This is a genomic window from Pseudomonas sp. Z4-7 (assembly GCF_051131965.1).
Classification (GTDB): Bacteria; Pseudomonadota; Gammaproteobacteria; order Pseudomonadales; family Pseudomonadaceae; genus Aquipseudomonas.
The window spans coordinates 3,091,525-3,116,797 of the sequence record NZ_CP071642.1 but is presented as its reverse complement, the minus strand read 5'-3'; the positions used below and the strand labels follow the sequence as shown (position 1 = coordinate 3,116,797).

Here is a 25,273-nt window from a genome sequence, read left to right as displayed (position 1 = left end):
AACAACAACCGTTAACTACAAAGAAATCAGCAACGGCTTTCGCCGTTGCTGATCGGTGTTGCGTGTTGCTCAGGCGTGGTGTTACAGCGGACGACCAATGCCGTTGCAAACGTTGGTGTTACCAATGCTGAGAGCGTTGGTGCTGGTGAGGAAGCTGCTACGAACAGCTTGCTTCCAGGCAGCTGGCAAAGGCACAAAACGGTTGGCGGTGATTGCGGCATCGTTGCTGTTAGCCGCAGTTGCGTTGTAATGACGGGTGAAGAAATCACGCACCTGAGTGGTTTGTGCAGCGTTGGCGTAGCACTGGCTGAAGATCACGTTAGTGAAGCCCAGGATCGGGTAGCCGGTGGTTGGGTAAGCCACAACACTTGGATCGCTAGGGTTGGTAGTTGCGGCGAATACCGGTACCCAGGCGTTCGGGTTAGCGCGGTTGGCGGCAGCAGGCACGGTGACGGCTGCGATTGCGGCCGACACGTTGGCCGGGGCTGGGGAAACACCGGCAACGCGAGCGACCTTGGTGGCGTCGTCCAGGCCGGCCAAGGTGGTGGCGGCGTAATCCGGGCTCATGTAGGTGATGCGACCTTGGGCAGCATTCACCGCATCCATCACAGCTTGGCTACCAGTGGCGGCTACGGCGCCGGCTGGCAGGCCAAGGCTATAGCTGGAGGCGAAGTTGGTGGTGATGGCGAAAGTGCCGGGCACAGCGGGTACAGCTGTAGGGCACTTGGCGTTCAGAAAGCGGGTGAACAGTTCGGTAGTACCGCTGCTCTCAGCACGATAAGTCACAGTGATCGGGCCGGAACGGCCGGAACCGGTGATCTGGTTCCAGTCAGTCAGCGTGCCGGCGAACACGCCGCACAACTGAGCGACGCTGAGGTTAACGTTGGCGGTGCCGGTCTTGTTGAACGGAATGGCTACCGAGGTGGCAACCGAAGGTACCTGGATCAGTGGGCCCCAGGCAGCGCCGTGGGCAGTGACGTAGTTGTTCAGCTCAGTGGTGCTGAGCTTCGAATCGCTGCCAGCCCAGTGCACGTTCTTGCTGGTGTTGCCAGCCACGAACTTGGTGTAGTCGTTGTTCAGGAAAGCCAGTTTGCCGTTGCCGCTGCCCACGCCGATGTAGGGGGCAAAACCGGCGGTCAGAACACCGGAAGTCTGGTACAGAGGCTGAGGCAAGGTAGCACCACCGCCATTGACATCAGCCATGGCGGCCTGAGCGGCGCAGAGGCCGGCGAGGGTCAGGGATACCGCGAGAACGTTGCGCTTAAACATGAAGAATCTCCTTTCATCGTGTTCGTACGTAGGTTGGTGACGCGTGCTTGCCGTCATGGCGCTCGGTCCTGTGCCGGTGGCGATGGGGTGAGGCCATGGGTTAGAAATTCGCAGCTTCCGGTGACAGATAAAGGAAAAAACCTCGGGAGCTGAGGGCTGTTTTTCGGGTTTTTTCCTCGGGTGTACGAGGGCTCTGGGTTGAGGGTCCGGGCTGGTTTTGCGGGGATACGGCAAGGGTTGCCAGCGACGTCGGCGGCAGGCGGTCGTGCGGCGGAGAAACATGACAGAACGAGGAACCCGAGTTTGGCGCGGGCATGACACGGGAGGTGTTGTGGCAGTGCAAAAATATTCGCAGCTTTTGTGGCGCGTCTTGCTACTGCACCAACTGATTGATCTCGATGATCGGCAGCAGCACCGCCATGACGATCACCAGCACCACCCCGCCCATGACCACGATCATCAATGGCTCCAGCAGCGCCGTCATGCCCATGGCGCGGCGTTCGATGTCGCGGGACAGCGTTTGCGCGGCACGTTCGAGCATGGGTGGCAGGCAGCCGGTTTTTTCGCCGCTGGCGATCAGGTGGATCAGTACTGGCGGAAAGACCTTTTCCACCCGTAGCGCCGCCGCCAGGTTGACCCCTTCGCGGACCTTGGCGGTGGCATCGCTGACGCTCAGGCTCAGGCGGTCGTTGGAGAGGGTCTGGCGCGCGGCCTCCAGTGCTCGCAGCAAGGGCACCCCGGCGCCACCGAGGATCGCCAGGGTCGAGGCGAAACGCGCGGTGTTGAGGCCCAGCACAAATCGCCCGATCAGCGGCAGGCGCAGCACCCGCGCGTGCCAGTTCAACCGCGCCGCCGGCTGGCGCAGGTACAGACGCCAACTCCAGAACCCCCCGGCCAGGACGCAAAAACACAGCCAGCCCCAGGCCCGGATGAAGTCGCTGGCGGTGAGCATCGCCAAGGTCAGCCCGGGCAAGTCCTGGCGGGCCTGGGAGAACGCGCTGACCACCTGGGGCACCACGTAGCTGAGCAGGAAAATCACGATGGCGACCGACACCAGTCCCACCACGCCGGGATAGATGAACGCCGTGAGGATCTTGCCCCGCAGGTTGTTGCGCTCCTCGATGTAGTCCGCCAACCGCTCCATCACCTGGGCCAGGTCGCCGGACTCTTCGCCGGCGGCAATCAGCGCCCGGTAGATTTCCGGAAAGTCCCGTGGCCGCGCCGCCAAGGCTTCGGCCAGGCGCATGCCACTGCGCACATCGGCGCGCACGGCGCTGAGGGTCTGGGCGATGTGCTTGCGCTCCGCCTGCTCCACCGTCGCACTCAGCGCGGCCTCCAGCGGCAGGCTGGCGCCCAGCAGGCTCGCCAGTTGCCGGGTGGCCCAGGCCAGGTCGTTGTCCGAGAGTTTGGCACTGAACAGACCGCCGCCGTTGGCCTGCGCCGTGTTGCGCTCGAGTTGCACTTGCAACGCCGTCAGCCCGCGACTGCGCAGCAGGCTGAAGGCAGCGCCCTGGCTGTCGGCTTCCAAGTGCCCGGATTCGATCTTGCCCTGGGCGTCGGCGGCTTCGAAACGGTAGCGATTCATCAGGCGTCCCGTGTTACGCGGAGGATTTCTTCAGGCGCGGTGGCGCCACTGCGCACCCAGCGTTCGCCGTCTTCGCGCATGCTGAACATGCCGGCCTGGCGGGCCGCGGCGCGCAGCGCCTGCTCCCCTGCCCCTTGATGGATCAGCGTGCGAATGTCGTCGTCGATGCAGAACAGTTCATGAATGCCGGTGCGGCCGCTGTAGCCGGTCTGGTTGCAACTCGGGCAACCCACCGGGCGCCAGGTGCCGGAGGTGGCCGGTTCGGGTTGCTTGCAGTGCGGACAGAGCCTGCGCACCAGCCGCTGGGCCAGCACGCCGAGCATCGACGAGGCCAGCAGGAAGGGTTCGACGCCCATGTCGATCAGACGGTTGATCGCCGACACCGCGTCGTTGGTGTGCAACGTTGCCAACACCAGGTGACCGGTGAGCGAGGCCTGCACGGCAATCTGCGCGGTCTCCAGGTCGCGGATTTCACCGATCATGATGATGTCCGGGTCCTGGCGCAGGATCGCCCGCAGGGCCAGGGCGAAGGTCATGTCGATTTTCGCATTGACCTGGATCTGGCTGATGCCCGGCAGGTCGTACTCCACCGGGTCTTCGACGGTAAGGATGTTGTGCACGCTGGCGTCCAGCCGCGCCAGGGCGGCGTAGAGGCTGGTGGTTTTGCCGCTGCCCGTAGGGCCGGTGACCAACACAATGCCGTGGGGCTGGCGGATCAGGTGGTCGAGCTTGCCGAGCACGTCCGGGTCCATCCCCAAAGTTTCCAGTTGCAAGCGTCCGGCCTGTTTGTCCAGCAGGCGCATCACCACCCGTTCGCCGTGGCCAGTGGGCACGGTGGAGACGCGGATGTCGATCGGCCGCCCGGCGACACGCAAGGCGATGCGGCCGTCCTGGGGCAGGCGTTTTTCGGCGATGTCGAGCTGGGCCATGATCTTGATCCGCGACACCAGCGCGCCGTGCAAGGCCTTGCGCGGCGAGACCACGTCACGCAGCGTGCCGTCGACCCGATAGCGCACCACCGAATGGCTCTCGTAGGGTTCGATGTGGATGTCGCTGGCCTCGTCCCGGGCGGCCTGGGTCAGCAGCGCGTTGATCATGCGGATCACCGGCGCGCCGTCCTGGGTGTCCAGCAGGTCGGTTATTTCGGGAATGTCCTGCATCAACCGGTCGAGGTCCACCTCGTTTTCCGCCGCGCCGACCACGGCGGCAGCACTGCCGGTGTCGGCATAGGCGGTATTGAGCAGGCCGTCGAGCTCCTCGTCACGCACCCGCTCCAGGCGGACCTCGCCGAACTGGCGACGCACTTCGCTGATCGACCAGCCCGGCGTCGACGGGCACACCATCAGCACCGCCTCTTCCCCGGCCTGACGCAATACCAGGCGCTGGGCCTTGGCCCAGGCGTATGGGAGGGTGTTCATGCCGACACCTCGGGTTCATGAGTCGTCTGGGCACCCTGTGGGAGCGAGCCTGCTCGCGAAGGCGGTGGGACAGCTGCATTGATATCGACCATACCGCCGTCATCGCGAGCAAGCTCGCTCCCACAATGTCTTGGGGTGGTCTCAACATTGTTCTCACCGCAACTCCCTTGTGGGAGCGAGCTTGCTCGCGATAGCAGTGGGTCAGTTTGCATGGATGTCGATCGGGTCGCCGTCATCGCGAGCAGGCTCGCTCCCACAGGGTTGATGCTCATCAGCGAGCGCCTCCTTCGACCGGCACCGCCTTGATCACCGCCCTCGGCGTTTGCAACCCGGCGGGCGTGGCGCCTGGAATCGCCCGGGCCGAGGCCGGCAGTTGCGGCGCCTGCACGTCCGGCAGCGCCCAGCTGCGCTCCGGTTGCAGCAGGCCTTGGGCGCGGCGCATGAAGTCGTAGCGGTTCAGGGTGATGCCGCGACCCGCCGCCGTGTCGCGGATGATGTAGGGCCGCAGGAAGACCATCAGGTTGGTCTTGGTGACCTGGCGCCGCTCGTTGCGAAACAGCGCGCCAATGCCGGGGATCGTCGACAGCCACGGCACCGCATCATTGCTCTGGCTGTAACCGTCCTGCAGCAGGCCGCCGAGGACCATGATCTGCCCGTCGTCCAGCAGGATGCTGGTGTCGATCGCTCGTTTGTTGGTGACGATCCCGGTGGTGCTGGAGGCGCGGTTGTCGACACTGCTGACCTCCTGGTAAATGTCGAGCTTGACCGTACCGCCCTCGGAAATCTGCGGTCGGACGTTGAGCTTCAGGCCGACCTCCTCACGAGTCACGGTCTGGAACGGGTTGTTGCTGGTGCCGCCGCCACCGGTGACGTAGCTGCCGCTGACGAACGGGATGGTCTGGCCGACGAAGATGCTCGCCGCTTCGTTGTCCAGGGTCAGCAGGTTCGGCGTCGACAAGACGTTGGTGCCGCCCTTGCTCTTCAAGGCCCGGGCCAGCACCTTGAGATCGAGGATCTTGCCGATGCCGGGAATGTCCACGGTGCCGTTGACCAGGCCCAGGTTCAGGCCCTGGGGCAACACGTCGATGCTGGTCTTGCCGTTGAGGTTGAGCCCGGTGCCACCGAGGTTGACCCCGCCAATCACGCCGCTGCCGCCAAGGTTGCCGGTCTGCCATTGCACGCCGAACTCGCTGGCATCGTCCTCGCCGACTTCGACGATCAGGCTCTCGATCACCACCTGGGCGCGGCGCTGGTCGAGCAGGTCGATGACCTCGCGCAGGTTGCGATATAGCGGGTCCGGCGCGGAAATCAGCAAGGTGTTGGTGGTGGCATCGGCCTGGATGGTCACGCCACCGGCGCTGAAGGCAGTGTTCTGCTCGCTCTGCGTCGTGCTGGAGGTTTGCCCGCTGCTGCCTTGGCCATAGCCGCTGGCGCTGCCCGAGGTGGTGCTACTCACGGGGCTGGTTGCGCTTTCGTTGCCCTGCCCGCTTTGGCCGTTGGTGCTGGCGCCCATGCTGCTGAGCACCGAGCGCGAATTGTCGTTACCCTCGCCTTCGCTTTCCCCGGTGAGCAAGCCGCGCAGGGCCTGGGCGAGTTTGGCGGCCTGGGCGTTGCGCAGGTACACCACGTGCAGGTTGCTCGGGTTGTTCTGCGCGTTGTCGAGCTTGTAGATCAGGTTGCGCGCCAGCTCGGTCCGCTCCGGGCTGCCGGCGCGGATGATGATGGAGTTGGAGCGCGGGTCGCCGATCACATTGATCTTCTGCGTCTGGTCGCCGCCCTGGGTCTCCAGCAGGTCGGAAACCATCTGGGCGATGTCCACGGCGATGCCGTTCTGGACCGGCACCACATCGGTGTCGATGGCACTCGGGGTGTCGATGCCCTCGATGAGCTGGGCGACGCGCGAGAGGTTCTCGGCGTAATCGGTCACCACAATGGTGTTGTTGCCGGGGTACGCGTTGATCGGATTGTTCGGTGAGACGATCGGGCGCAGCACCGGGATCAGGTTCACCGCGTTCTCGTATTGCAGGCGAAAGGTGCGGGTCAGCATGCCGTTGCCGGCCGGTTTGTCAGCATTGTAGATCGGCCCACCCAGCAACTTGGCATCGGCTTCCGGGACCACTTGGGCGACACCGCCGACATCGACCACGCTGAAGCCCTGCATGCGCAAGGCCGCGAGCAGCATTTCATAGGCCTGGCGGGCCGGCACCTGGCCTTCGGAGACCAGGGTCAGGTTGCCTTTGACTCGCGGGTCGACCAGGAACTGTTGACCGGTGGAACGCGACAAGGCGCGCACCACCGCCTGGATATCGGCCTCGACAAAATTCAGCGTCACCGGTTGATCACCCAACGGATTGCTCGCAGGGGCATCGCTACGCGGGGTGCGGGCGCGGGCCGTCAGGTCGACCTGATGCCGCACCGGCGGTTTCTGCTCGCGGGACGCCTGGGCCCGTTGCCGGTCCAGCAACGCGTCACCGCTGCGCTGGGTGCTGCCCAGCGGCATGCCCAGTTCGCTGTCCACCAGCAACGGTGGCTGCGAGGCCGGCGGCGTGCTGGTGCACGCGCCCAAAGCAAGCAACAGCAGCGGCGCAGCCTTGCGCCAATGTCGCGGGTATCTGGACCCCTTCATGAAGCTTCCTTAGCGCTTGACGCGTGGTTCATGCGAACGGTTCCGGATAGAGTGCCGGGGGTTGGGTCGGAACTGGCCGGGGCCGTGCGCTGCAAGCGGGCCTCGATCACTTCCAGGGAAAATTGTGGTGGACTGCCGAGCAGCCAATCGATCACCCCGTCCGCCGGCGCGTCGGTGAAAGTGAGTTGCCACGCGTCCGGCGCCGCGGTGCCCGGCGGTTGTAACTGGTAGCGCTCGCCCAGGCCGCCGGCATCCAGAGTTTGGCGCAGGGCGACTTCAAGGGATTGGCCCCGGGCAGGTCCGCCAACGTCGCGCAGCAGCACTTCGAGGGCTTCGGTCTGTGAGCGCAGCTTCGGGGTCTCGGCTTGCCAATAAGCGATGGTTTTCAACGCCGGGTCGATCAAGGCCAGCCAGACCAGGCCGCTACCGAGCACCAACGCCGCCAGGGCCACGGCACGTTGCTCGCGGGCGGCCAGGCCCTGCCAGGCCGTGCGAAGGTTTTGCCAACGCGCCTTCAGCTGTGCCGCGGTCAGCTTATTCATCGTTCGCTTCCTGGTTTTCGTCGGGGCTGTCTTGCGCTTCCTGTCCGGCGGGAGCCACGCGCAACGTCCACCCCAGGTCAATGGCCGCGGCCTCGATGCCGGCCTGGGCCAGGGGCATTTTCCAGTCGTCGCCCGCCGCGACTTTCTGCGCTTCGGCGACGAGCTTGAGGCGCAACTCAGCGTCTTCGAACACCAGTTCCTGCACATTGCCGCTCATGAACGGCATGGCGCTGCCCGCCTGCCTTACCAGGCTGGCGAAGCGCTGCCCAGGCTCCGTCAGCGAACCGCTCTGGCGCGCGGCGATTTGCTGACGGGCCTGCTGCAAAGGATTGAGAATCACCGGCAGTTGAGGGAACGCCTGCTTCACCCGTTGGCTCATCTGCGCCTTGAGCCGCTGCCCCTGGGCCGCTTCACGGCTGGCATACAGATTGAGCCCGACCACCCACACCGCCACCGCCAGCGCGCAGATGCCCGCCGCCCGCCCCCAGCCGCCGCGCCCGGCACGCCCCTGCGTCAACCCGGCATGCAGGCCCCAGCCCGGCGCGACACCCGTCCAGCGCTGGGTGACGGGCAAACTGTCAGTCGTCACTTGCGGCGGCGACTCACCCACCCAATGCAGGCCGCTGCCCATTTCAACAAGCCACTCGTCCAGCGCATCTTCCAGCAACGGCTGGACCACCGCGTGCTGCAAGCCATGGCGCACCAGCAAGTGCCCGTCTTCGATACACGCCACTGGCCCCGACAACACCGGCAAGGCGTAGGCGGCCGGATACAGGCCGCGCAATTTGAGGCCCGCCTGCAGCAGGATCTGACCCAATATATTCAGCGACGCACGGTCCAACCAGGCGACTGCTACCTGCCCGTCCGCGTCGCGCGGGCCGTGGGCCACTTGCATCTGTTCAGTGGCACCGAGCATCAGCGCCTGGGCCGCGCAGGTCACGGCGGCGGTAGCCTTCGCCGCGGACAACGGCGGCAGCTCCAGGCGCGTCAGCAAGCTGTCACGCGGATGCAGGAAGCAATCGACCGCCTGCTTCTTCGTGCCCTGGCCAAGCGCCCGGAGTGTGCTGAGACCGGCCTCACGCACCTGCCCTTGGCGATCCAGCCAGGCAAATGCCACCGGGCTGTCGAGGCCAAGGCGATCCAGCGGCGCCAGGGCAATGCGCAAACGGCTCATACACCCACCCGCGACCAGATCACCTGAGGCAAGCGGTCCTGGCTGCATTGGAGCAAGGCATCCAGCTCGACCCGCCGTTGGCCGCTGCGCACCTGGCCCCGCAGGCGGAACCAGTCGCTGGCGATGCCGACCTTGACGGTGCTGACATCCAGTTCGGGCATGCGCAGGCGGTTGACGAAATCCCCGCGATTGATGAACCAGTGGCCACCGTCGCGTTCATTGATCAGCGCCTGGGCGCGTTGCAGCGACAATCCCGGCACGTAGGCGGCGAGCACCGCGGCGCTGGCGGTGTTGCCGTTGAGCCAGGTGTTGGCCGGCAGGATCGTGACGTAAGGGGCCAGCATTTCCAGCAGTGCCGGGGTGACGCCCTTGACGCTGAGCAGGTCCTGTAAAGTGCGCAGCATCGGCCGGGTCGGCGCCAGCGTGTCGGAGGCGTCCGGTGAGGTGCTGCGGCCGCTGTCGAACGTGCTGCTCGTTGGCGCCTGGCCCGCCCGCGGCGGATTCAACAGACGCGGGTAGCCAGCAATCACCCGCTCGACGATACGCGCCCGTACCGTGGCGGCGACACCCAACTGCTCGCACAGCCGCTCGAAGGCGCGCAGCTGTTCCTGGTCCAGCTGGTCATCGACCACCAGATTGCGCAGGTTGAACTTGCCTTGTTCATCCTCCAGTTGCCCTTCGAATGGCGTGTCGACCTGGCCGGAGCCCGGCATCAGGATAGGTTTCGCCCAAGGCTGGCCGAAGCGCGTCAAGGGATCGCGCTGGCGAACATCCCAGAGCAACTGGCGACTCACCTGCAGGCCGCCCTGTAACCGCGCCGCACCCTGGATGCGCAGTTGCTCGGCTTCCAGGCTGCGGGTGAACAGGGTCTGGCGGGTGAGCATGCCGCCGGCAATGACGGCCACCACGGCAGCGATGAGCAAGGCACTGATCACCGCCATGCCGCGCTGCTTCGCCGCTGTCGGCGAATTCGTGCGCATCACGGCCCTTATAACTGCCAGGAGCCGATGTCGGCGTTCACACCGTCGCCGTCAGGCTGGCCGTCGGCACCGAGGGAAAAGATATCGACCTCGCCGTTCGCGCCAGGATTGAGGTAGTTGTAGGGGCGGCCCCACGGATCATTGGGCAAGCGGTCCAGGTAGGAACGCCAAGTACTGTTCTTGGCATCGGCCGGCCGCTCCACCAGCACCTTGAGGCCCTGATTCATGCTGGGATAGCTGCCGCGATCGAGGCGATAAAGCTTCAGGGCCTGCATCAACCCGCCGATGTCCTGCTTCGCCGCCGTGGCGCGCGCCTGGTCGGGTCGATCAAGAACCTTGGGCACTACCATCGCCGCGAGAATGCCGAGGATGACCACCACGACCATGATCTCGATCAGGGTGAAGCCCCGCTGCCCGCGTGGGCCTCGGGAACGGGCGTAACAAGGGGCGATGTGCATCTCGACGGTCCTTCCTGGATTCGATTCGAGGCGCAGTGTTGCAAGAAAATATGTCAGCGATATTGAAATTGCTCAGGAGCTTGCGTCGTCAATCTGTAAAGAACATTGCTCAGGCTTGGGTACTGCTTTCGCCCCTCGAGCCGACCGATGTCACGCCCAGCCCCACAAGCCGGTTTCACCCTGATTGAAGTGCTGGTGGCCCTGGCGATCATTGCCGTGGCCATGTCGGCCGCAGTGCGCGTGGCGGCGGTGATGACCCAGAGCAACGGCTTGCTGCGAGACAAGTCCATCGCCTTGCTGACGGCTCGCAGCCAATTGGCGCAATTGCGCCTGGAGGGACACGTGACGCCGGGGATGAAAGTTTTTGAATGCGATCAGGGTCGCTTGCTGCTGCGCTGCGAGCAGAACCTGCGCCCGGCGGAAAACGGGCGGATGCTGCGGGTCGAGCTGAGCGTATCCGACCGCAGCCGCGAGGCGCCGCCCTTGGCTCGGCTGGAGACCTTGCTCAGTCGGGAAAAATAACCGGATGCAAATGTTCCCCCGTGGCGAGGGAGCTTGCTCCCGCTGGGTCGCGCAGCGGCCCCGGAATCTTGCGGTCGCTGCGCACTGGAGCGCCAGCCCGGCCGAGCGGGAGCAAGCTCCCTCGCCACAAGAGCCCTCACAACAGATGCGGTCAGGGGCGCGTCAGCGACGGTAAACTCACCGAATCCGGCAGCCGCGCCAGTTCCAGCCGGGTCTGTTCGCTGCCGCGTTCGATCACCACGGCCTGCGCCTCGATCGCTACCAGCCTTACCCCTTGGGCTACCCGCTCGCCGGCCAGGAAACTGCGCGGCGGCCCGTCGTTGAGACTCAGGATCGCCACCGCGCCGCGGGCACCGGCCATGACCCCGCTGACCTTGATATCCACCGCCGCCGGTTGGTTGGAAAACCACTGCAATGCAGGACTGTCGGAACGCTCGGCCAGGCGTTGCGGGGCCACGTCCGGGGTGCGCGACTCGGCGGACGTCAGCAGCAGAGAAGACCAGGTCGCCACTCCGGCCAACGCTGCCACCAGTCCCAGCGCCTGGACGATATGCGCCGGGGAGACTCGTTCCGTGAACGTCATGACCTGATCTCCTTGTTTGATTCCAGAGCCCAGCGTACGCGTCAATTCTCTCCGTTTTATTTCACATCCTTATCATCTTCAGCGTGCACGATGATTACCCACGCAAAGGAGCGCGCCCGGATGCACGGCAAGCAACGCGGTTTTACCCTGATCGAATTGATGGTGGTGCTGGTGATCGTCGGCATCGCCAGCGCGGCCGTGAGCCTGAGCATCAAACCGGACCCGGCGAAGCTGCTGCGCCAGGATGCCGAACGGCTGGCCCAGCTGCTGCAGCTCGCCCAGACGGAAGCCCGCGCCGACGGGCGACCGATCAACTGGCGCGGGGACGCCAAGGGCTTCGGCTTCAGCCGCCGCCCGGACCAGGGCGCAGGACTGGACCGCTTCAAGGAAGACCCGCAGCTGCGCCCGCGACGGTGGCAAAGCCCGTCCATGGAGGTACGTGTGGAACCCCGGCAACGCGTGGTGCTCAATGCCGAATGGATCGGCGTGCCGCTACAGATCCGCTTGTCCGACGGCCAGAACAGTTTCACTGTGCAGCGCAGCGCCGCCGGTCGGGTATGGGTTCAATGAGCGGCCGGGAGACAGGCTTCACCTTGCTTGAAGTCATGGTGGCGATCCTGCTGATGGCGGTGATCAGCCTGATCGCGTGGCGCGGGCTGGACAGCGTGACCCGAGCCGACAGCCACTTGCAGGCCAGCACCGAGCAGACCGAAGCCTTGCTGCGGGTGCTGAACCAGCTGGAGCGCGATGTGGCCCTGCGGGCCGGCGTCGAGTTGAGCGAACCGCTCAAGCCAGGGATCGACAACGAGCCCTCGACCGCCCCGCCCGCCCTCACCCTGCGCAGCACCGAAGGCCAGGGTTTTCGCCTTGACGTTATCCGTGAGGCCGCCGATCAGGGCGGCGGCTTGCAACGGGTACGCTGGTGGCTCAAGGGCGACACACTCTATCGCGCTCAAGGCCAGGCCCGCAGCCACTACCCTCTACCGGCACCAGGCGCGGGCGTGGCTGTGTTGAGTGAGGTCAGCGATGCGGGTCTGCGGTTCTGGGACAGGGAAAAGGGTTGGCGCAAACTCAGCGGCAACCGGCAAGAGGATCCGCCGGGCATCGAGATCAGCCTGACTCGGCAGACACCGCAGGGGCCGGAGAAGTATCGACAGGTGCTGGGGCCGTTGGAGTAGCCCGTCCTTCAAGATTGTGGGAGCGGGGTTGCTCGCGTTTCCCTGTGGGAGCGAGCTTGCTCGCGATGGCGGCCTGACGGTCGGCCAGGGGTTTGTTGATTGGGTACATATCCGTTGCTGCGGTAACGGCGGCTTAGGGTTCCGCCCTTACGGCGGCTCACTTTTGGAGGAGCGCCAAAAGTAAGCAAAAGCGCTTTGCCCCACCACTCGGCACCTCGCCTGGGCTCGGTGTGCCCTCACTCCGGCATTGCTCCGTGGGCCGCCGCGAAGGGCCATCCATGGCCCAGCGCGGCTAACCCGGCATCCATGCCGGGTTGCCCACTGCGCAATGCCTGCGTTCGGCCAGCGTGGTTAACGGGGCGTCTCAGATCAAGATCAGGATCAAGATCAAGATCAGGATCAAGAGCGAGGCGGGCTGGTAGGCAGCCTGCCTCTTCTGCTTTACCCCGATCTAACTGTGGGAGCGAGCCTGCTCGCGAAGAGGCCGGCCCAGGCGCCGCAGAACTAACTCAACACCACCACCCCACCCGGCAACTCGGTGCACTTGGCGCCATAGGCGTCGCGAATCAGCAGCGCCACCCCAGCCAGTTGATCGAGGCGGAAACGGGCCTGGACCTTGCGCAAGCCCAGCTCGCGATTGAGTAACAGCAACATGCCCGGCCGATAACGGTTGATCTCGTCGATGACGCTGGCCAGGGTCGCATCGTTGAACACCAGCACCTGTTCGCGCCAGGCAACGGCGGCGGACACATCGGCGGCCTGTGGGCTGCTGACCTGGCGGGTGTCGTACGTCAATTGCATGCCCGGCTCGAGGCGAAACAGCCGGCCCTGCACCTGGACCTGCACGACGCCCTCCAGACAGGTTGCGCAGACGCTCTGATCGATGTAGCGAAGATTGAACCGGGCCCGCGCGGCGCTGATCCAGCCGGCGCCGGCCTGGACGTTGATCGTCGCGGTGCTACCGCCGGACACTTCGACTTCGCCGGCGAGCAATTCCAGGCCCTGCCCGCCCTCGGCCAGCGCCAGGCGGCTGAGGCGAGTCTGGGTATTGAGTTCCAGGCTCACGCCATCGCCCAGCTCGACCCGGCGCTGTTCGCCCACTTCGGTGACGTAGTCCGCAGCGAGCCCGGAAACGCCACCCGGCACCGTGGCGCGGATCAGCAAGAAGCCCGCGGAGGCGGCCAGCGCGCCACCGAGCAACGCCCGACGGCCAAAATGCCGAGGCCCCTGCACCGCTTCGGCGGCCGGTCGCAGCCCATGCCACAGCGCCTTGGCCTGCTCGAACGCCTGCGCATGTTCGGCGCTCTGTCCGCACCATTGGCGCAAGGCGCGGGCATCGGCGACGGTGGCGCGTCCCGAGGTCAGCAGGATCAACCAGTCACGGGCCTCGCCGGCCAGTCTGGCCTCGGGCGTATCGTCAGGGGACGCGATGCTGAAGATGTTCAAGCGCACACACACTCATGAAGGGGTCGGGTCTCTACTCTCAAGACGGTTTTCCCGCGCCGGGACCGAACCGCTGAATGACTTTTCTTTCCAGGCGCAGGGCGCAATGCCCCAACGCAGCCTTGATTTCCTTTTCCACCATGCGCGTGGAAATACCGAAACGCTGGGAGATCTCCAGGTGCGGGGCCTCTTCCAGGCGCGCGGCAATGAAAATCCTGCGGCGCCGCGCCGGCAACTCGTACAAGGCCTTAAGCAGGGTCTGCAACTCTTTCTGGCCACCCACCACCCGAGCCGGGTCCAGCGCTTCGTCGCAGATTTGCAGCAGCTCTTCGATCTCGCTGCCGGTGAGCAGACGAGCATCGGACTGCCGGCGGTCGGCGGCAATGTTCAGGGCCATGCGATAGAGGTAGGCGTTAGGCTGGACGATCTCCGGCGTGTCGCCCATGCGGTCGACCCGCAGGTAGGTTTCATGCAGCACATCGTTGGCCAGTTCCTCGGAACCCAGGCGCCTGCGCAGGCGCACCTTGAAATCCTCATAGGAGGTGAGGAACAGCTTGACCATCGGGCTGCGGCCAGCGTCTTTCATTGCCCGAACACCTCTTCCCCTGCTGTGCATTCCATGCTTTTTCCTGATGAATCGGGTAACAAAAGCAGGGTCACCGGCTGGCGCAGCGAACTGGGCGCCGGACGGTCGATCCTGAGGTTCTGCAAACTGTTGACCAAGGCTTTGTCACGCAACACATCACCCGTGGAACTGACCAGCCGACTGTTTTGCACCACGCCGTCGCGTCCGATCCACACTTGCAACAACGCGCGAAAACTGCCCGGTCGGGTCAATGGCGAACGGCACAGGTTGCGCTGGATGACCGCCTGGATCGTTGCCGCATAGTTGTTGTCGCTCAATCCGGCTGTGGCGCCCGGCGGTAATGGCACCTCGCGAACCTGTACCGGTTGCAAGGTGAATGCATCCGCACGGGCATACTGCGCCGCCAGCCCGGTACCACTGAGCAGAACAGTCAGCCCTTGGGCAGGCGTGAACAGCCCCTGGACGCCCATCGTCTGGCGCCGGTTCGACAAGGCGTGATCCACCAGCACCGCCATGCCTGTGGCCCGACTGAATTGCTCCAGTGCCGGGGCCAGTTCCTGAGGCGCAATGTCCAGGTCCACCATGCCGACTGCCTGGGCCGGCCCGGCTAGCAGACACCACGCCACCATCAGCCACCCCAAGGGCGCCCTGGCCAATCCACGCCTGCGTCCGCCCCCGGTTATGCCCTGCTGCACGACTGACGTATCCGTTGAAAAACGTCATCCTGATGGGTGTTTATGAATGTCGTATGACACCCGACACAAATCCCGCGCGCGGCACTAGACTGGTGTCGAAACGATGAGCCACCACCGTGGCGGGCCAGGAGGTCAACGATGAAACAGTGGATGAGCATGACAGCCGGAATCGGCTTGCTGATGACTTTGCCCGGGGTCCAGGGCGAAGAAGCCCCGGCCTGTATCGAGGTGACTGTCGGCGGCTACAAGACACCGGATTACAACTGCCTGAGCCGCCAGATGGGCAACGACCCCGAGACCGCCGCCGCTGCGCAACACGCGCAGGACAGGCTGGATGTGCCGGTCGACAAACGCGCACCGAACAGTGTCGGCCTCGCGACGCCGGCAGCCACCGGCGTACGCATGGGCAACACTTTTGGCACGTCGGTCAAGCCCCAGCGACCGCCTGCTCCCGTACCTGATTCGCCGCTGCCCAGATAGACGCTTTTTCTGAAGCGACAGTTTGCCTGCGCTCGCTTGCGCAGTGGCCGCGACGCCACGAGTCGCCATACGCATAGAACAGCTGTCCTATGTGCGTTATTCAGAATGGCTGCTATAACCAATAAGACTAAATGGATAGCCTCCACTTATCGATACGGTGGAGGTTTGGATGATTCGCGTAAAAGGATCCATTGCGCGTTCGCTTTGGCTGGATAGATTCAAGGCCGATATGGAGATCCCCCTGTGGTGTATGTACAACTATCTGAGCAAAGCGCCACACCCCTTGATTCTGCCTGCCTGGCTGAGGACGCTGCCCAGTCTCCTGAACGGCTGACTGCCGCTCGCACGTGAGCCAGGGGACGCCGTAATGGCAATCACGCAAAACAACCGGTTGGTGCAGGTCGACAGTCCCCTCGGCGGCGATGTCCTGCTGCTGCAAAGCATGGACGGCAGCGAAGAGCTGGGGCGGTTGTTCCATTACGAGCTGGACCTCACCTCCGAAGACCGGGCGATCAAGTTCGACCAGTTGCTGGGCAAGCCGATGGGCCTGACCCTCGAGCTCTATGACGGAGGCAAACGTTATTTCCACGGCATTGTCAGCACCTGTCGACAGCTGACCGGGCACGGGCAGTTCGCCGGGTATCGCGTCAGCCTGCGGCCCTGGTTCTGGCTGCTCACCCGCACCTCGGATTGCCGGATCTTCCAGAACAAGACCGTGCCGGACATCATCAAGCAGGTATTTCGCGATCTCGGCTTCTCCGACTTCGAAGACAGCCTGAGCGGCAGCTACCGCGAGTGGGATTATTGCGTGCAGTACCGCGAGACCAGCTTCGATTTCGTCAGTCGGCTGATGGAGCAGGAAGGCATCTATTACTACTTCCGCCATGAGAAGTCCCGCCATGTACTGGTGCTGGCCGATGCCTACGGCGCTCACTCCACGGCGGCGGACTACGCGTCGGTGCCCTTCTATCCGCCCGATCGGCAGATGCGCGAGCGCGACCATTTCTACGATTGGCAGATGGCCCGTGAAGTGCAACCCGGCTCGCTGGCGCTGAACGACTATGACTTCCTGCGGCCGCGCGCCAGCCTTGAGGTGCGCTCCAGTGTGCCGCGCAACCACAGCAATGGCGAATACCCGCTCTTCGACTACCCCGGTGAATACGTCCAGAGCAACGATGGCGATCACTATGCGCGAACCCGCATCGAAGCCATCCATAGCCAGTTCGAGCGCGTGCAGCTACGTGGCCGCGCTCGCGGGCTGGGTTCCGGCCATTTGTTCACGCTGACCGGTTATGACCGCGCGGACCAGAACCGCGAATACCTGATAGTCGTCGCACGCTACCAGATCCGCCAGGAAGCCTACGAAAGCGGGCAGCAGGAACAGGCTGAACAGTTCGTCAGCGAGTTGGACTGCATGGATGCCAGCCAGGCGTTTCGCCCCCTCCCCGTCACGGCCATGCCGATTGTCCGCGGTCCACAGACCGCGGTGGTGGTGGGTCCCAGTGGCGAGGAGATATGGACCGACCAGTATGGTCGGGTCAAGGTGCATTTCCATTGGGATCGCCATGATCAGTCCAACGAAAACAGCTCCTGCTGGATTCGCGTCTCACAGGCCTGGGCCGGCAAGAACTGGGGCTCGGTGCAGATTCCTCGAATCGGCCAGGAAGTCATCGTCAGCTTCCTCGAAGGCGACCCGGACCGGCCGATCATCACTGGCCGCGTCTACAACGCTGAACAGACCGTGCCTTACCAACTGCCGGCCAACGCCACTCAGAGCGGCGTGAAAAGCCGATCGAGCAAGGACGGCACGCAGGCCAACTTCAATGAAATCCGCATGGAAGACAAAAAAGGCGCGGAGCAGCTGTTCATTCACGCCGAGAAGAACCAGGACATCGAGGTCGAGAACGACGAAACCCATTGGGTCGGCCATGATCGCAGCAAGACCGTCGACAACGATGAAACCGTGCAGGTCAAACACGACCGTACCGAAACGGTAGGCAATAACGAAACCATTTCCATCGGCGTCGACCGCACCGAGGATGTCGGCAGCAATGAAAAGATCAGCATCGGCGCGAATCGCACCGAACGGGTCGGCAGCAACGAAACCATCACCATCGGCGCGGACCGCACGGAAAAAGTCGGCGCGAACGAAAAAATCAGCATCGCCAGCAACCGCACCGAGGACGTCGGTGGCAACGAGACCATCGACATCGCGGGCAACCGTAATGAAACGGTGCAGGGCAACGAAGGGGTCGAGATCAACGGCAACCAGAGCACCCGGATCGGCCAGAACGAATCCCGCGACGTTGCCCAGAACCGCAGCACGGGGATCAAACAGAACGACAGCCTGGATGTGGGCAAGCATTTCGTGCTCAACGCCGGCGACTCGATCAGCCTGACTACCGGCGCCGCCAGCATCACCATGAAGAAGGACGGCAGCATCGTCATCAAGGGCAAGAACATCACCGTCGATGGCTCTGGCGCCATCAACATCAAGGCCAACAAGAATGTGGTCGTCAAAGGCCAGAAAATTCTGCAGAACTGAGCCACGGAGCAGGCGTCATGACCGTTGAATATCATCTCCCCGTATCTTCCACCGCCACGCCGACGCGCGTGGATGGCGTCGTGATCGGGGTGCTGCTGGACGTACCCACGCCGGACGCTCCGGTCGTGGCCTTCCCCGGCTGTCCCGGCGAAACCGGCCTCGCCGCGCGCACCACCACCGCGCTCTGTCGTGACGACATCGGCGCCCAGGTCGCGCTGATGTTCGAGGCCGGTGACCCGGCCCGGCCGCTGGTGATCGGCCGCATCCAGCGCCTGCCGGCAAGCGCAACGCCAACGGTCGCCCACCTCGATGGCGAGCGGCTGGAGTTCAGCGCGAAACAGGAGATCGTCCTGCGTTGCGGCAAGGCCAGCATCACCCTCACCCGCGCGGGCAAGGTGATCATCCGGGGCACCTACCTCTCCAGCCGCTCCAGCGGGGTCAACCGCATCAAGGGCGGCTCGGTGCAAATCAACTGACAGGTAAGTCGCCTCATGGAACTGCTCAACGCCAGCAAACTGCAGGCTGCCTATACCCTGGGCATGGCGAGCGACGGCCGCGAATCCCTGGTCGTCGTGGCTAAGGGCACCTTCGATTTGCCGCTGGACGGGCGTGCCGCGACCCTCGCAGACATCCAGCAACCGCTGCTGATGGCCGACACCTTCTTCGGCGAGCCGGGCCTCAGCGCGCCACGAGAGGAAATGGACTTCGCCCCGATCAAGCCATTCTGCGACGTGCTGGTATCGGGCAAAGCTTATGCACCGTGTGGTCGGCCCGTGACGCAGTTGACCGCCGGTATTCGTGTCGGTCGGGTGAGCAAGGCTTTTTCAGTGTTCGGTCCCCGGCAGTGGCAACTGGGAATCTCAGGTATCCATGCCGGCTCACCGCAGCCTTTCACCGTGCAGGCTATCTCCTATGCCGAGGCTTTCGGCGGCTCTCATCCCATGGAGAACATCCCCGACATGCGTCATTGCTACCAGGACAACCCGAGCGGTTGCGGCTGGTATCCAGACAGTTGCGATGAGGCTGCCATCGTCGGTCGGTCGATGCCGAACACCGAGGAACCGGGCAAGCCGATCGACAGCCCTTCTAGCGATTTCCGCCCCATGGCCCTCGGGCCAATTGGGCGCAGTTGGCCGCAACGCGCACGCTTCGCCGGGACTTACGACGATGCCTGGCTGGCCGATTGTTTTCCGTTCCTGCCTGGGGATTTCGACAACCGCTATTACCAGGCAGCGCCTGAAGACCAGCAAACCGATTACCTGCGCGGCGGCGAAGAGGTGTTGTTGCTGAACCTAACGTCCCAGGAGCGGGCAGGCTTTCGCATTCCCGAAATGGCTGTGCCGGTGACTTTTTTCCTGAAAAAAGGCGGCCATGAAACGGTGTCGGCGGTGATCGACACCTTGCTGATCGACACCGACGCCCGCCAGGTGCAATTGACCTGGCGGATCTCCCGGCCGCTACGGCGCAACATTTTCGAGATTGCCCAGGTGCTGGTCGGGACGATGTCCACGGCTTGGTGGCGTGCGCGTGAATTGGGCAAGGAGTACTACCCGTCGCTGGGTGCCCTGGTCAAAGCCAAACGTGCGCCTGAGGAAACCGATTGATGAGTGCTTTGTGCGTCATCGGTTCGGGGATGGTCAGCGCTGTTGGCCTTAGCGCACCGGCCAGCTGCGCGGCGATCCGCTGCGCCATCGACAACTTCCAGGAAACCCGCTTCATCGACCGCGGCGGCGAATGGATCATTGGCGCCAGCGTACCTTTGGAACAGCACTGGCGCGGCCACACCAAGCTGATCAAGATGGCCGCTCGCGCCATCGCCGAGGCATTGCAGGGCACCCCAGGGGTCGATCCGGAAAAGACTCCGCTGTTGCTGTGCGTGGCGGAAGCCGAGCGTCCCGGACGCCTGAGCGGCCTGGATAAGGGACTGTTGCAGGCCATCGAAACGGAGCTGGGGCTGCGCTTTCATCCTGACTCCAGCGTCATTGCCCGGGGACGGGTCAGTGCTGCCGTGGCCCTGCTCGATGCGCGCACGCTGATCTACCAGGGCGGTCGTCGCCACGTACTGGTTGCCGGCGTCGATTCCTTTCTGGCAGGAGCGACGTTGACCGCCTTCGAAGCGCGCGAGCGCCTGCTCACCAGACAGAACTCCAACGGTTTCATTCCCGGCGAAGGCGCCGCTGCCGTGGTGCTGGCCGCCCCGGTCGCCAGCGAAACGCCGCAGTTAACCTGCATCGGCCTGGGTTTCGGCCTGGAACAGGCCACGGTGGAATCCGAAGACCTGCCGCTGCGCGCCGAAGGCCTGACCCAGGCTGTACGCGCAGCGCTGAACGAAGCGGGCTGCGGCCTGGAGCAGATGGATTACCGCCTGACGGATATTTCCGGCGAACAGTACTACTTCAAGGAGGCTTCCCTGGCCTTGAGTCGCAGCCTGCGGGTACGCAAGGAGTTCTTCCATCTCTGGCATCCGGCGGATTGCATCGGCGAAGTCGGTGCCGCCATCGGTCCGGCAATGCTCGCCGTGGCCCTGGCTGCCAGTCGCAAGGGCTACGGCGAAGGGCCGAATATTTTCTGCCACCTGGGCAACGACGCCGGCGAGCGCGCGGCCGCACTGTTCAGCTACCGGATTGTGAGGGCTGCCTGATGGCCAACGAAGTCTTTGCCAACAACATGGAAGTTTCCTGCAAGGCGGCCGACGGCAAGTCGATCGCCTGTTTCCCGGATGTCTGCTTCACCCCTCCGCAGGCCCCGCCCACCCCGCTCGGCGTGCCCATCCCCTACCCCAACACCGGCATGGCCAAGGACACAACCAAGGGCAGTCGAACGGTCAGGATCAGCGGCAAGGAAGTGATGCTCAAGGACAAGAGCTTTTTCAAGACCAGTTATGGCGACGAGGCTGGGAACGCGCCCAAAAAAGGCATCGTCACCAGCCGGAACAAGGGCAAGGTCTATTTCACCTCCTGGTCGATGGATGTGAAATATGAAGGCAAGAATGTTGTTCGGCACATGGATCTGACTACTCATAACCATGCTTCTCAGCCCGGGAATACGGTGCCTTGGCCTTATGCTGACCGAATGGCATTGGCCGAGGAGCTGGGGCAATGCGAAAGTGAAAGAGCGCGAGCAAACGAGGCTTGCAAGGGCACCAACAAGGAAACGAGCTGCCCGGATACGGACAAGCTGAAAAACGCCATCAAGGCCCGCAGCGATGCGAAAAAAACCGCCGGCGACAGCTTTAAAACCGACCCAGCCTATCTGGCGGCACACACGGGAGTCCAAGGTGAATATTCGTCCTTGGCGACGTCGATCAATGCCAACGATTGCCAAAAGGCGTTGCGCTGTTTCCTTGCCCCGTACAAGCCCAACAGGTGCTGCCCGGGACAGACAGGTGACCACCTCATCGACTCCGCGTCTTTTACCAACGGGCCGGCGTCCGTCGGGCAGCCCAGGAACCAGCACCCGACAAAAGGTGGCTGGAGCAAATACAAGACCGACAAGGCCCCGGTGATGTGCGTCGAGGGGCCCAACCAGACCACTGCCACCCACGGCCAGATGCACACCCGCCGTGGCGTGGTGGCTTTGCACGAGGCTGATGCAAAAGGTGAATGGTCGAGGGCCAAAGCCACAACCACAGGGGCGCTGGCTGCCAGGAGAACCTTCCCGGACTCCGAATGTTCTCAGGAGTGCTTGGAAGCACAGTTGAACAGGTATCACGATGAAGCCAAGGACGACGGTGTGGAGAAACCGATCAACGCCAGCGTTTCAATGACCAGCGATCCACTTGAGCGCGCAAAGGCTGCGGCCGAGATGATCGGAGTCGTATCCCGCCGTTAATCTACTTACATCAGAGGATCAACATGGACACTCAAGACTCGCCCTTCCAAGGACTCAGCATCGGCACAGGAGTTGTGCGCTACTCGGACCTCGGTTATTTGATCGCAACGCACGACGTCGCTATCAGCGAAGGCTACCTGGATTCAATATTAATCACTTTGGATTGTGGAGCCTGGGGCGCAGCTGCAGTGCCGTGGCTTGCCTGTTCCGGGACGGTCTGCCATGTACCGATCGAACGGTACCTGATGCTCGGCACCGATGGAACTGTAGAAGCCAGTGGCGGCGGTACGGTTAACACTGAAAGCATCGCGAGCGGCGGCGTCGACCCAAAAAAACGCGGCCCTCTGCGCGAAATCCGTGGCATCGCCAAAGGCCGCGCCTACGCCGTAGGCACCTGCCGCCAAGCCTACGTTCGCGACGGCGAAGACCAGTGGCGTTGCATCGACCAGAGCGCCCAGGTGGGCGACACGCCCATCACCGACGCCAGCTTCGAATCCATCGACGGGTTCAGCGAGCAGGAAATCTATACCGTCGGTTGGGAAGGCGAAATCTGGAAATACGACGGCTCCGTTTTCACCCAACGGAACAGCCCGACCAACCTGGCGCTCTACAAGGTTCGCTGTGCGCCGGACGGTTTTGCCTATGCCTGCGGCCAACTCGGGACCTTGCTGCGCGGGCGCAATGACCAATGGGAAGTGATCGACCACGAAAGCACCCGGGAAGACCTCTGGGGCATGGAGTATTTCGATGGCCATCTGTACGTGTCTTCCACCCATTTCGTCTATCGCCTGGAAGATGACAAGCTCATTCCCGTCGATTTCGGCGATGACGCACCGCGCACTTGTTATCACCTGAGTGCAGCCGACGGGATCATGTGGTCCATCGGGCCCAAGGACGTGATGGAGTTCGACGGTACAAACTGGAAACGGTGCCTGCAAATTGACTGACCCGACCCGCCCAAGCCTCGGCGGCGACGCATGATGAAGACATTGCCCGTCGTCCTTGACCTGCACGTGGAGGAAGCCGCGTTCCTCGCGATCCTGCGCGACTACGCATTACGCGCCCCCCACTATGACCTCGACGACCTGGGCAAACTGGAGGAGCGCATCGAGGCTCACCTCGATGGCTTGCGGATCGCCGAACCAACCGGCCTGGAAATCCTGCTGGCCCAGCTCGGTCCCGACGCTGTCGGCGAGATGTTCGCCAGCGTGGTGCTGGCCTTCGAGGCGGCCGAGGCCAAGGTGCTGTCGCGGCTCAGCGAGCATCTGCGCAGTGCGGTGGAAACCGAGCGTGGTTATCTGATGGCCCTGGGGTGGCTGGACTGGCAACAGCTATCGCCCTGGATCGAGCGCATGCTCGCCGCTCCGGAGCCGCTGTTCCGTCGTCTCGGCCTGGCCGCCTGCGGCATGCATCGCCGCGATCCTGGCCCGGCCCTGCTTGCCGGACTGTCCGAGGCTGAGCCAAGCGTGCTGGCGCGTGCCGTGCGCACGGCTGGCGAGCTGCGACGTCGGGACCTGCTGCCGGAAATTCGCGCCCACCGTCTGCATGAGGACGCGGCCACGCGCTTCTGGGCCAATTGGGCCACCGCCCAGATGGGCGACCAGCAGGCCCTTGAGCCTCTGCGTCAATTTGCCGAGCAACCGGGCGAGTTTCAGTATCGCGCGCTTTGCGTATTGTTGGCCTGGCAGGACCGCGAACCCAGCATCGCCTGGATACGCCAGTGCGTGCAGGATCCCAGGGATAGGCGCTTGGGCATCCAGGCCTTGGGACTGCTGGGCGATCCGGTCAGCATCCCGTGGTTGATCCAGCAGACGAACGACCTGCCTTACGCCCGGGTCGCTGGCGAAGCTTTCAGCCTGATCACCGGCGCCGACCTGGCGCTGCTCGACCTGGAGTTGCGCAGCTCACCGGACTTCGCCGCAGGGCCGAACGATGACCCTGAGGACTCGAATGTCGCCATGGACCCCGATGAGAACCTGCCCTGGCCCGACCCGTCGGCAATCGAGGCTTGGTGGCAGGCCAATGGCGGACAATTCCAGGTGGGGGCTCGTTACATGCTGGGGCTGGCCCACAGCGAACGCAGCTTTGAGCAAGCACTCGTCCGGGGCCAGCAACGCCAGCGCGTAGCCGCTGCCTGCGGCCTCGCCCGCTTTCGACCGGATGAAGCGCTCTTTCCAACCAGTGCACCGGTGTTGCGGCAACAAAGACTCTTGAAAATTACCCGGTGACCCCGTGGCGAGGGAGCTTGCTGATCGAGCTACATCACAGCTGAAGCTGGCGAAGCTCACCCCCCTCCTGCTCCAGACGCCGCAGATACGCGCTGGCGTCCAGCAGTTGATAAGGGAAATAAAGCCCTGGCGGCGTCGATGGTTGGCCGTCCAGACCGAGCAGACGCTCCAGGAGCATTGCCACACTGAGGCCGGTCAGCGGTGCAGTGCCCGCTGGGTGGACGACGGCATGACGGGTGCGCAGCGGTTTGCCGTTGAGGTCTTCGCCAGCAAGTTCGATGAGGATCTCGGTGGACATCGGCCTGCCCTGGCGTCGGGTTGAGCTGACCCCGATGCCAATGTTGAATTGAACATCAGGCGCACCTGTAGCGGTGGCCAGGCCGGCGACATCAATCGACGAAAAGCCTGAGGCCTCGATCTGCGTGCCATCCACAGCGTGGAAGCTGACCTTGGAGTCCTCGCCTTCGCGCCAGACGAACATCCCGTCGCGTCGTGTCAGCGCGGCGGGCAACATTTTGTTCAGGTGTTCAAAGTCGCTGGCGACGGTCGGCCCGCCGGTGTCCTGTTCATCGACCAGCGCGTTGATGCTGATCTCCTGGACTCGGCTGAACGCCTGGGCACAGCTCAATGTAGCCACCGTCGTCGCGCCTGCCATCCATTCGTAGCCCAGGACTATGGGCGAAGCATCGGGCATGTGCATGTACGTGGCGATTTCCGGCGCGATCTCGAAAATTCCGGAAGAAATGCTGAGGTGCGGCACCCCACGCTTTTGTGCATAGCGCAATCCGGCCATCGCGTGGTCCATATAAAAGACCACAACCCCGCTGACCGGGCGAGCGCCAAGTCCCAGGTCGTCCGCAGTGGAATCGATCACCACGCCCTGCGCCCCGCCAATTTCCTCAGCGGCCTGCCGAGCCTTGGCAAGGTCACGGCCGCCGATCAACAGCGGTACGTCGGGATGAGCGGCGTGCAGCGCTCGGGCAGTCTGGTGACCAATGGCGCCGGAACCGCCCATGAACAAGATAGGATCAAGTGACATCGTGAGTTCTCCTCGTTTCTGGACTAAAACCTACTGTTAGTAGGTAAACTATCACGCTCACACGCCTTGTCACCTACCATTGGTAGGTTTT

General features: G+C 63.7%; 24 protein-coding genes. 11 read left to right on the top strand and 13 right to left on the bottom strand.

What is annotated here, in order from left to right; genetic code table 11:
* Positions 1-81: 81 nt before the first annotated feature.
* The 8 genes from J3P91_RS14145 to gspG all read right to left on the bottom strand — a co-directional run bounded on the left by J3P91_RS14145 (position 82) and on the right by gspG (position 10,052).
* Positions 82-1,269: a substrate-binding domain-containing protein gene (locus J3P91_RS14145; RefSeq protein ID WP_434600754.1), complete on the bottom strand. Its 1,188-nt coding sequence runs from the start codon at positions 1,267-1,269 to the stop codon at positions 82-84.
* Positions 1,270-1,642: 373 nt separating this feature from the next.
* On the bottom strand, positions 1,643-2,854 hold the full coding sequence (gene gspF, locus J3P91_RS14140; RefSeq protein WP_434600753.1) for a type II secretion system inner membrane protein GspF: 1,212 nt from the start codon (positions 2,852-2,854) through the stop codon (positions 1,643-1,645).
* A complete protein-coding gene (gspE, locus tag J3P91_RS14135) occupies positions 2,854-4,272 on the bottom strand; it encodes a type II secretion system ATPase GspE (protein WP_434600752.1) in 1,419 nt (472 codons plus the stop codon). The genes gspF and gspE overlap by 1 nt, the downstream gene beginning before the upstream one ends.
* 271 nt (positions 4,273-4,543) lie before the next feature.
* Positions 4,544-6,898, bottom strand: a complete 2,355-nt coding sequence (gene gspD / locus J3P91_RS14130; RefSeq protein ID WP_434600751.1) for a type II secretion system secretin GspD — start codon at positions 6,896-6,898, stop codon at positions 4,544-4,546.
* On the bottom strand, positions 6,895-7,440 hold the full coding sequence (gene gspM / locus J3P91_RS14125) for a type II secretion system protein GspM (protein WP_434600750.1): 546 nt from the start codon (positions 7,438-7,440) through the stop codon (positions 6,895-6,897). The genes gspD and gspM overlap by 4 nt, the downstream gene beginning before the upstream one ends.
* A complete protein-coding gene (gene gspL, locus J3P91_RS14120) occupies positions 7,433-8,614 on the bottom strand; it encodes a type II secretion system protein GspL (protein ID WP_434600749.1) in 1,182 nt (393 codons plus the stop codon). The genes gspM and gspL overlap by 8 nt, the downstream gene beginning before the upstream one ends.
* Positions 8,611-9,594 carry a type II secretion system minor pseudopilin GspK gene (gene gspK, locus J3P91_RS14115; RefSeq protein WP_434600748.1) on the bottom strand — a complete coding sequence of 328 codons (984 nt, stop codon included), beginning with the start codon at positions 9,592-9,594 and terminating at the stop codon, positions 8,611-8,613. The genes gspL and gspK overlap by 4 nt, the downstream gene beginning before the upstream one ends.
* Before the next feature lie 8 nt (positions 9,595-9,602).
* Positions 9,603-10,052: a type II secretion system major pseudopilin GspG gene (gene gspG, locus J3P91_RS14110; protein ID WP_434600747.1), complete on the bottom strand. Its 450-nt coding sequence runs from the start codon at positions 10,050-10,052 to the stop codon at positions 9,603-9,605.
* Between the two features lie 147 nt (positions 10,053-10,199).
* On the opposite strand from gspG, the gene gspI reads away from it, so the two are divergent.
* A complete protein-coding gene (gene gspI, locus J3P91_RS14105) occupies positions 10,200-10,574 on the top strand; it encodes a type II secretion system minor pseudopilin GspI (RefSeq protein WP_434600746.1) in 375 nt (124 codons plus the stop codon).
* A gap of 151 nt (positions 10,575-10,725) precedes the next feature.
* Here the strand turns inward: gspI and J3P91_RS14100 are convergent, their stop codons facing one another.
* Positions 10,726-11,157 carry a type II secretion system protein N gene (locus tag J3P91_RS14100; protein ID WP_434600745.1) on the bottom strand — a complete coding sequence of 144 codons (432 nt, stop codon included), beginning with the start codon at positions 11,155-11,157 and terminating at the stop codon, positions 10,726-10,728.
* Positions 11,158-11,277: 120 nt separating this feature from the next.
* Here J3P91_RS14100 and gspH point away from each other — a divergent pair, with 120 nt between their 5' ends.
* Positions 11,278-11,727, top strand: coding sequence for a type II secretion system minor pseudopilin GspH (gene gspH / locus J3P91_RS14095; protein ID WP_434600744.1), 450 nt, complete (start codon positions 11,278-11,280; stop codon positions 11,725-11,727).
* A complete protein-coding gene (locus J3P91_RS14090) occupies positions 11,724-12,335 on the top strand; it encodes a type II secretion system protein GspJ (RefSeq protein ID WP_305501119.1) in 612 nt (203 codons plus the stop codon). Before gspH ends, J3P91_RS14090 begins: the two co-directional genes overlap by 4 nt.
* A 504-nt stretch (positions 12,336-12,839) precedes the next feature.
* Here J3P91_RS14090 and J3P91_RS14085 read toward each other — a convergent pair.
* Genes J3P91_RS14085 through J3P91_RS14075 form a run of 3 tightly spaced genes read right to left on the bottom strand, consistent with a single transcriptional unit; the run spans position 12,840 to position 14,993 of the window.
* Positions 12,840-13,781, bottom strand: coding sequence for a FecR family protein (locus J3P91_RS14085; RefSeq protein WP_434605139.1), 942 nt, complete (start codon positions 13,779-13,781; stop codon positions 12,840-12,842).
* A gap of 37 nt (positions 13,782-13,818) precedes the next feature.
* Positions 13,819-14,364 (bottom strand): sigma-70 family RNA polymerase sigma factor, encoded by a 546-nt coding sequence (locus J3P91_RS14080; RefSeq protein ID WP_434600743.1) that lies wholly within the window; start codon positions 14,362-14,364, stop codon positions 13,819-13,821.
* The gene (locus tag J3P91_RS14075; RefSeq protein ID WP_434600742.1) at positions 14,361-14,993 is read right to left on the bottom strand and encodes a TonB C-terminal domain-containing protein; all 633 of its coding nucleotides are present in this window, start codon (positions 14,991-14,993) and stop codon (positions 14,361-14,363) included. Before J3P91_RS14075 ends, J3P91_RS14080 begins: the two co-directional genes overlap by 4 nt.
* Before the next feature lie 204 nt (positions 14,994-15,197).
* On the opposite strand from J3P91_RS14075, the gene J3P91_RS14070 reads away from it, so the two are divergent.
* The 8 genes from J3P91_RS14070 (at position 15,198) to J3P91_RS14035 (ending at position 24,143) form a co-directional block, all read left to right on the top strand.
* Entirely contained in the window at positions 15,198-15,539 is a 342-nt protein-coding gene (locus J3P91_RS14070; RefSeq protein WP_434600741.1) for a hypothetical protein, read from the top strand.
* A 367-nt stretch (positions 15,540-15,906) separates the two neighbouring features.
* The gene (locus tag J3P91_RS14065) at positions 15,907-18,084 is read left to right on the top strand and encodes a type VI secretion system Vgr family protein (protein ID WP_434600740.1); all 2,178 of its coding nucleotides are present in this window, start codon (positions 15,907-15,909) and stop codon (positions 18,082-18,084) included.
* Between the two features lie 17 nt (positions 18,085-18,101).
* Positions 18,102-18,560, top strand: coding sequence for a DUF6484 domain-containing protein (locus J3P91_RS14060; RefSeq protein ID WP_305501128.1), 459 nt, complete (start codon positions 18,102-18,104; stop codon positions 18,558-18,560).
* Between the two features lie 15 nt (positions 18,561-18,575).
* Positions 18,576-19,688 carry a DUF2169 family type VI secretion system accessory protein gene (locus J3P91_RS14055; RefSeq protein ID WP_434600739.1) on the top strand — a complete coding sequence of 371 codons (1,113 nt, stop codon included), beginning with the start codon at positions 18,576-18,578 and terminating at the stop codon, positions 19,686-19,688.
* A complete protein-coding gene (locus J3P91_RS14050; protein ID WP_434600738.1) occupies positions 19,688-20,725 on the top strand; it encodes a hypothetical protein in 1,038 nt (345 codons plus the stop codon). Before J3P91_RS14055 ends, J3P91_RS14050 begins: the two co-directional genes overlap by 1 nt.
* Complete coding sequence (locus tag J3P91_RS14045; protein ID WP_434600737.1) at positions 20,725-21,915, top strand: PAAR-like domain-containing protein; 1,191 nt, start codon at positions 20,725-20,727, stop codon at positions 21,913-21,915. The genes J3P91_RS14050 and J3P91_RS14045 overlap by 1 nt, the downstream gene beginning before the upstream one ends.
* Before the next feature lie 23 nt (positions 21,916-21,938).
* Positions 21,939-22,862 carry a hypothetical protein gene (locus tag J3P91_RS14040; RefSeq protein ID WP_434600736.1) on the top strand — a complete coding sequence of 308 codons (924 nt, stop codon included), beginning with the start codon at positions 21,939-21,941 and terminating at the stop codon, positions 22,860-22,862.
* A gap of 33 nt (positions 22,863-22,895) precedes the next feature.
* Complete coding sequence (locus J3P91_RS14035; RefSeq protein WP_434605137.1) at positions 22,896-24,143, top strand: TIGR02270 family protein; 1,248 nt, start codon at positions 22,896-22,898, stop codon at positions 24,141-24,143.
* 34 nt (positions 24,144-24,177) lie between these two features.
* On the opposite strand, the gene J3P91_RS14030 is transcribed toward J3P91_RS14035, so the two are convergent.
* On the bottom strand, positions 24,178-25,182 hold the full coding sequence (locus J3P91_RS14030; protein ID WP_434600735.1) for an NAD(P)-dependent oxidoreductase: 1,005 nt from the start codon (positions 25,180-25,182) through the stop codon (positions 24,178-24,180).
* Positions 25,183-25,273: the final 91 nt, after the last annotated feature.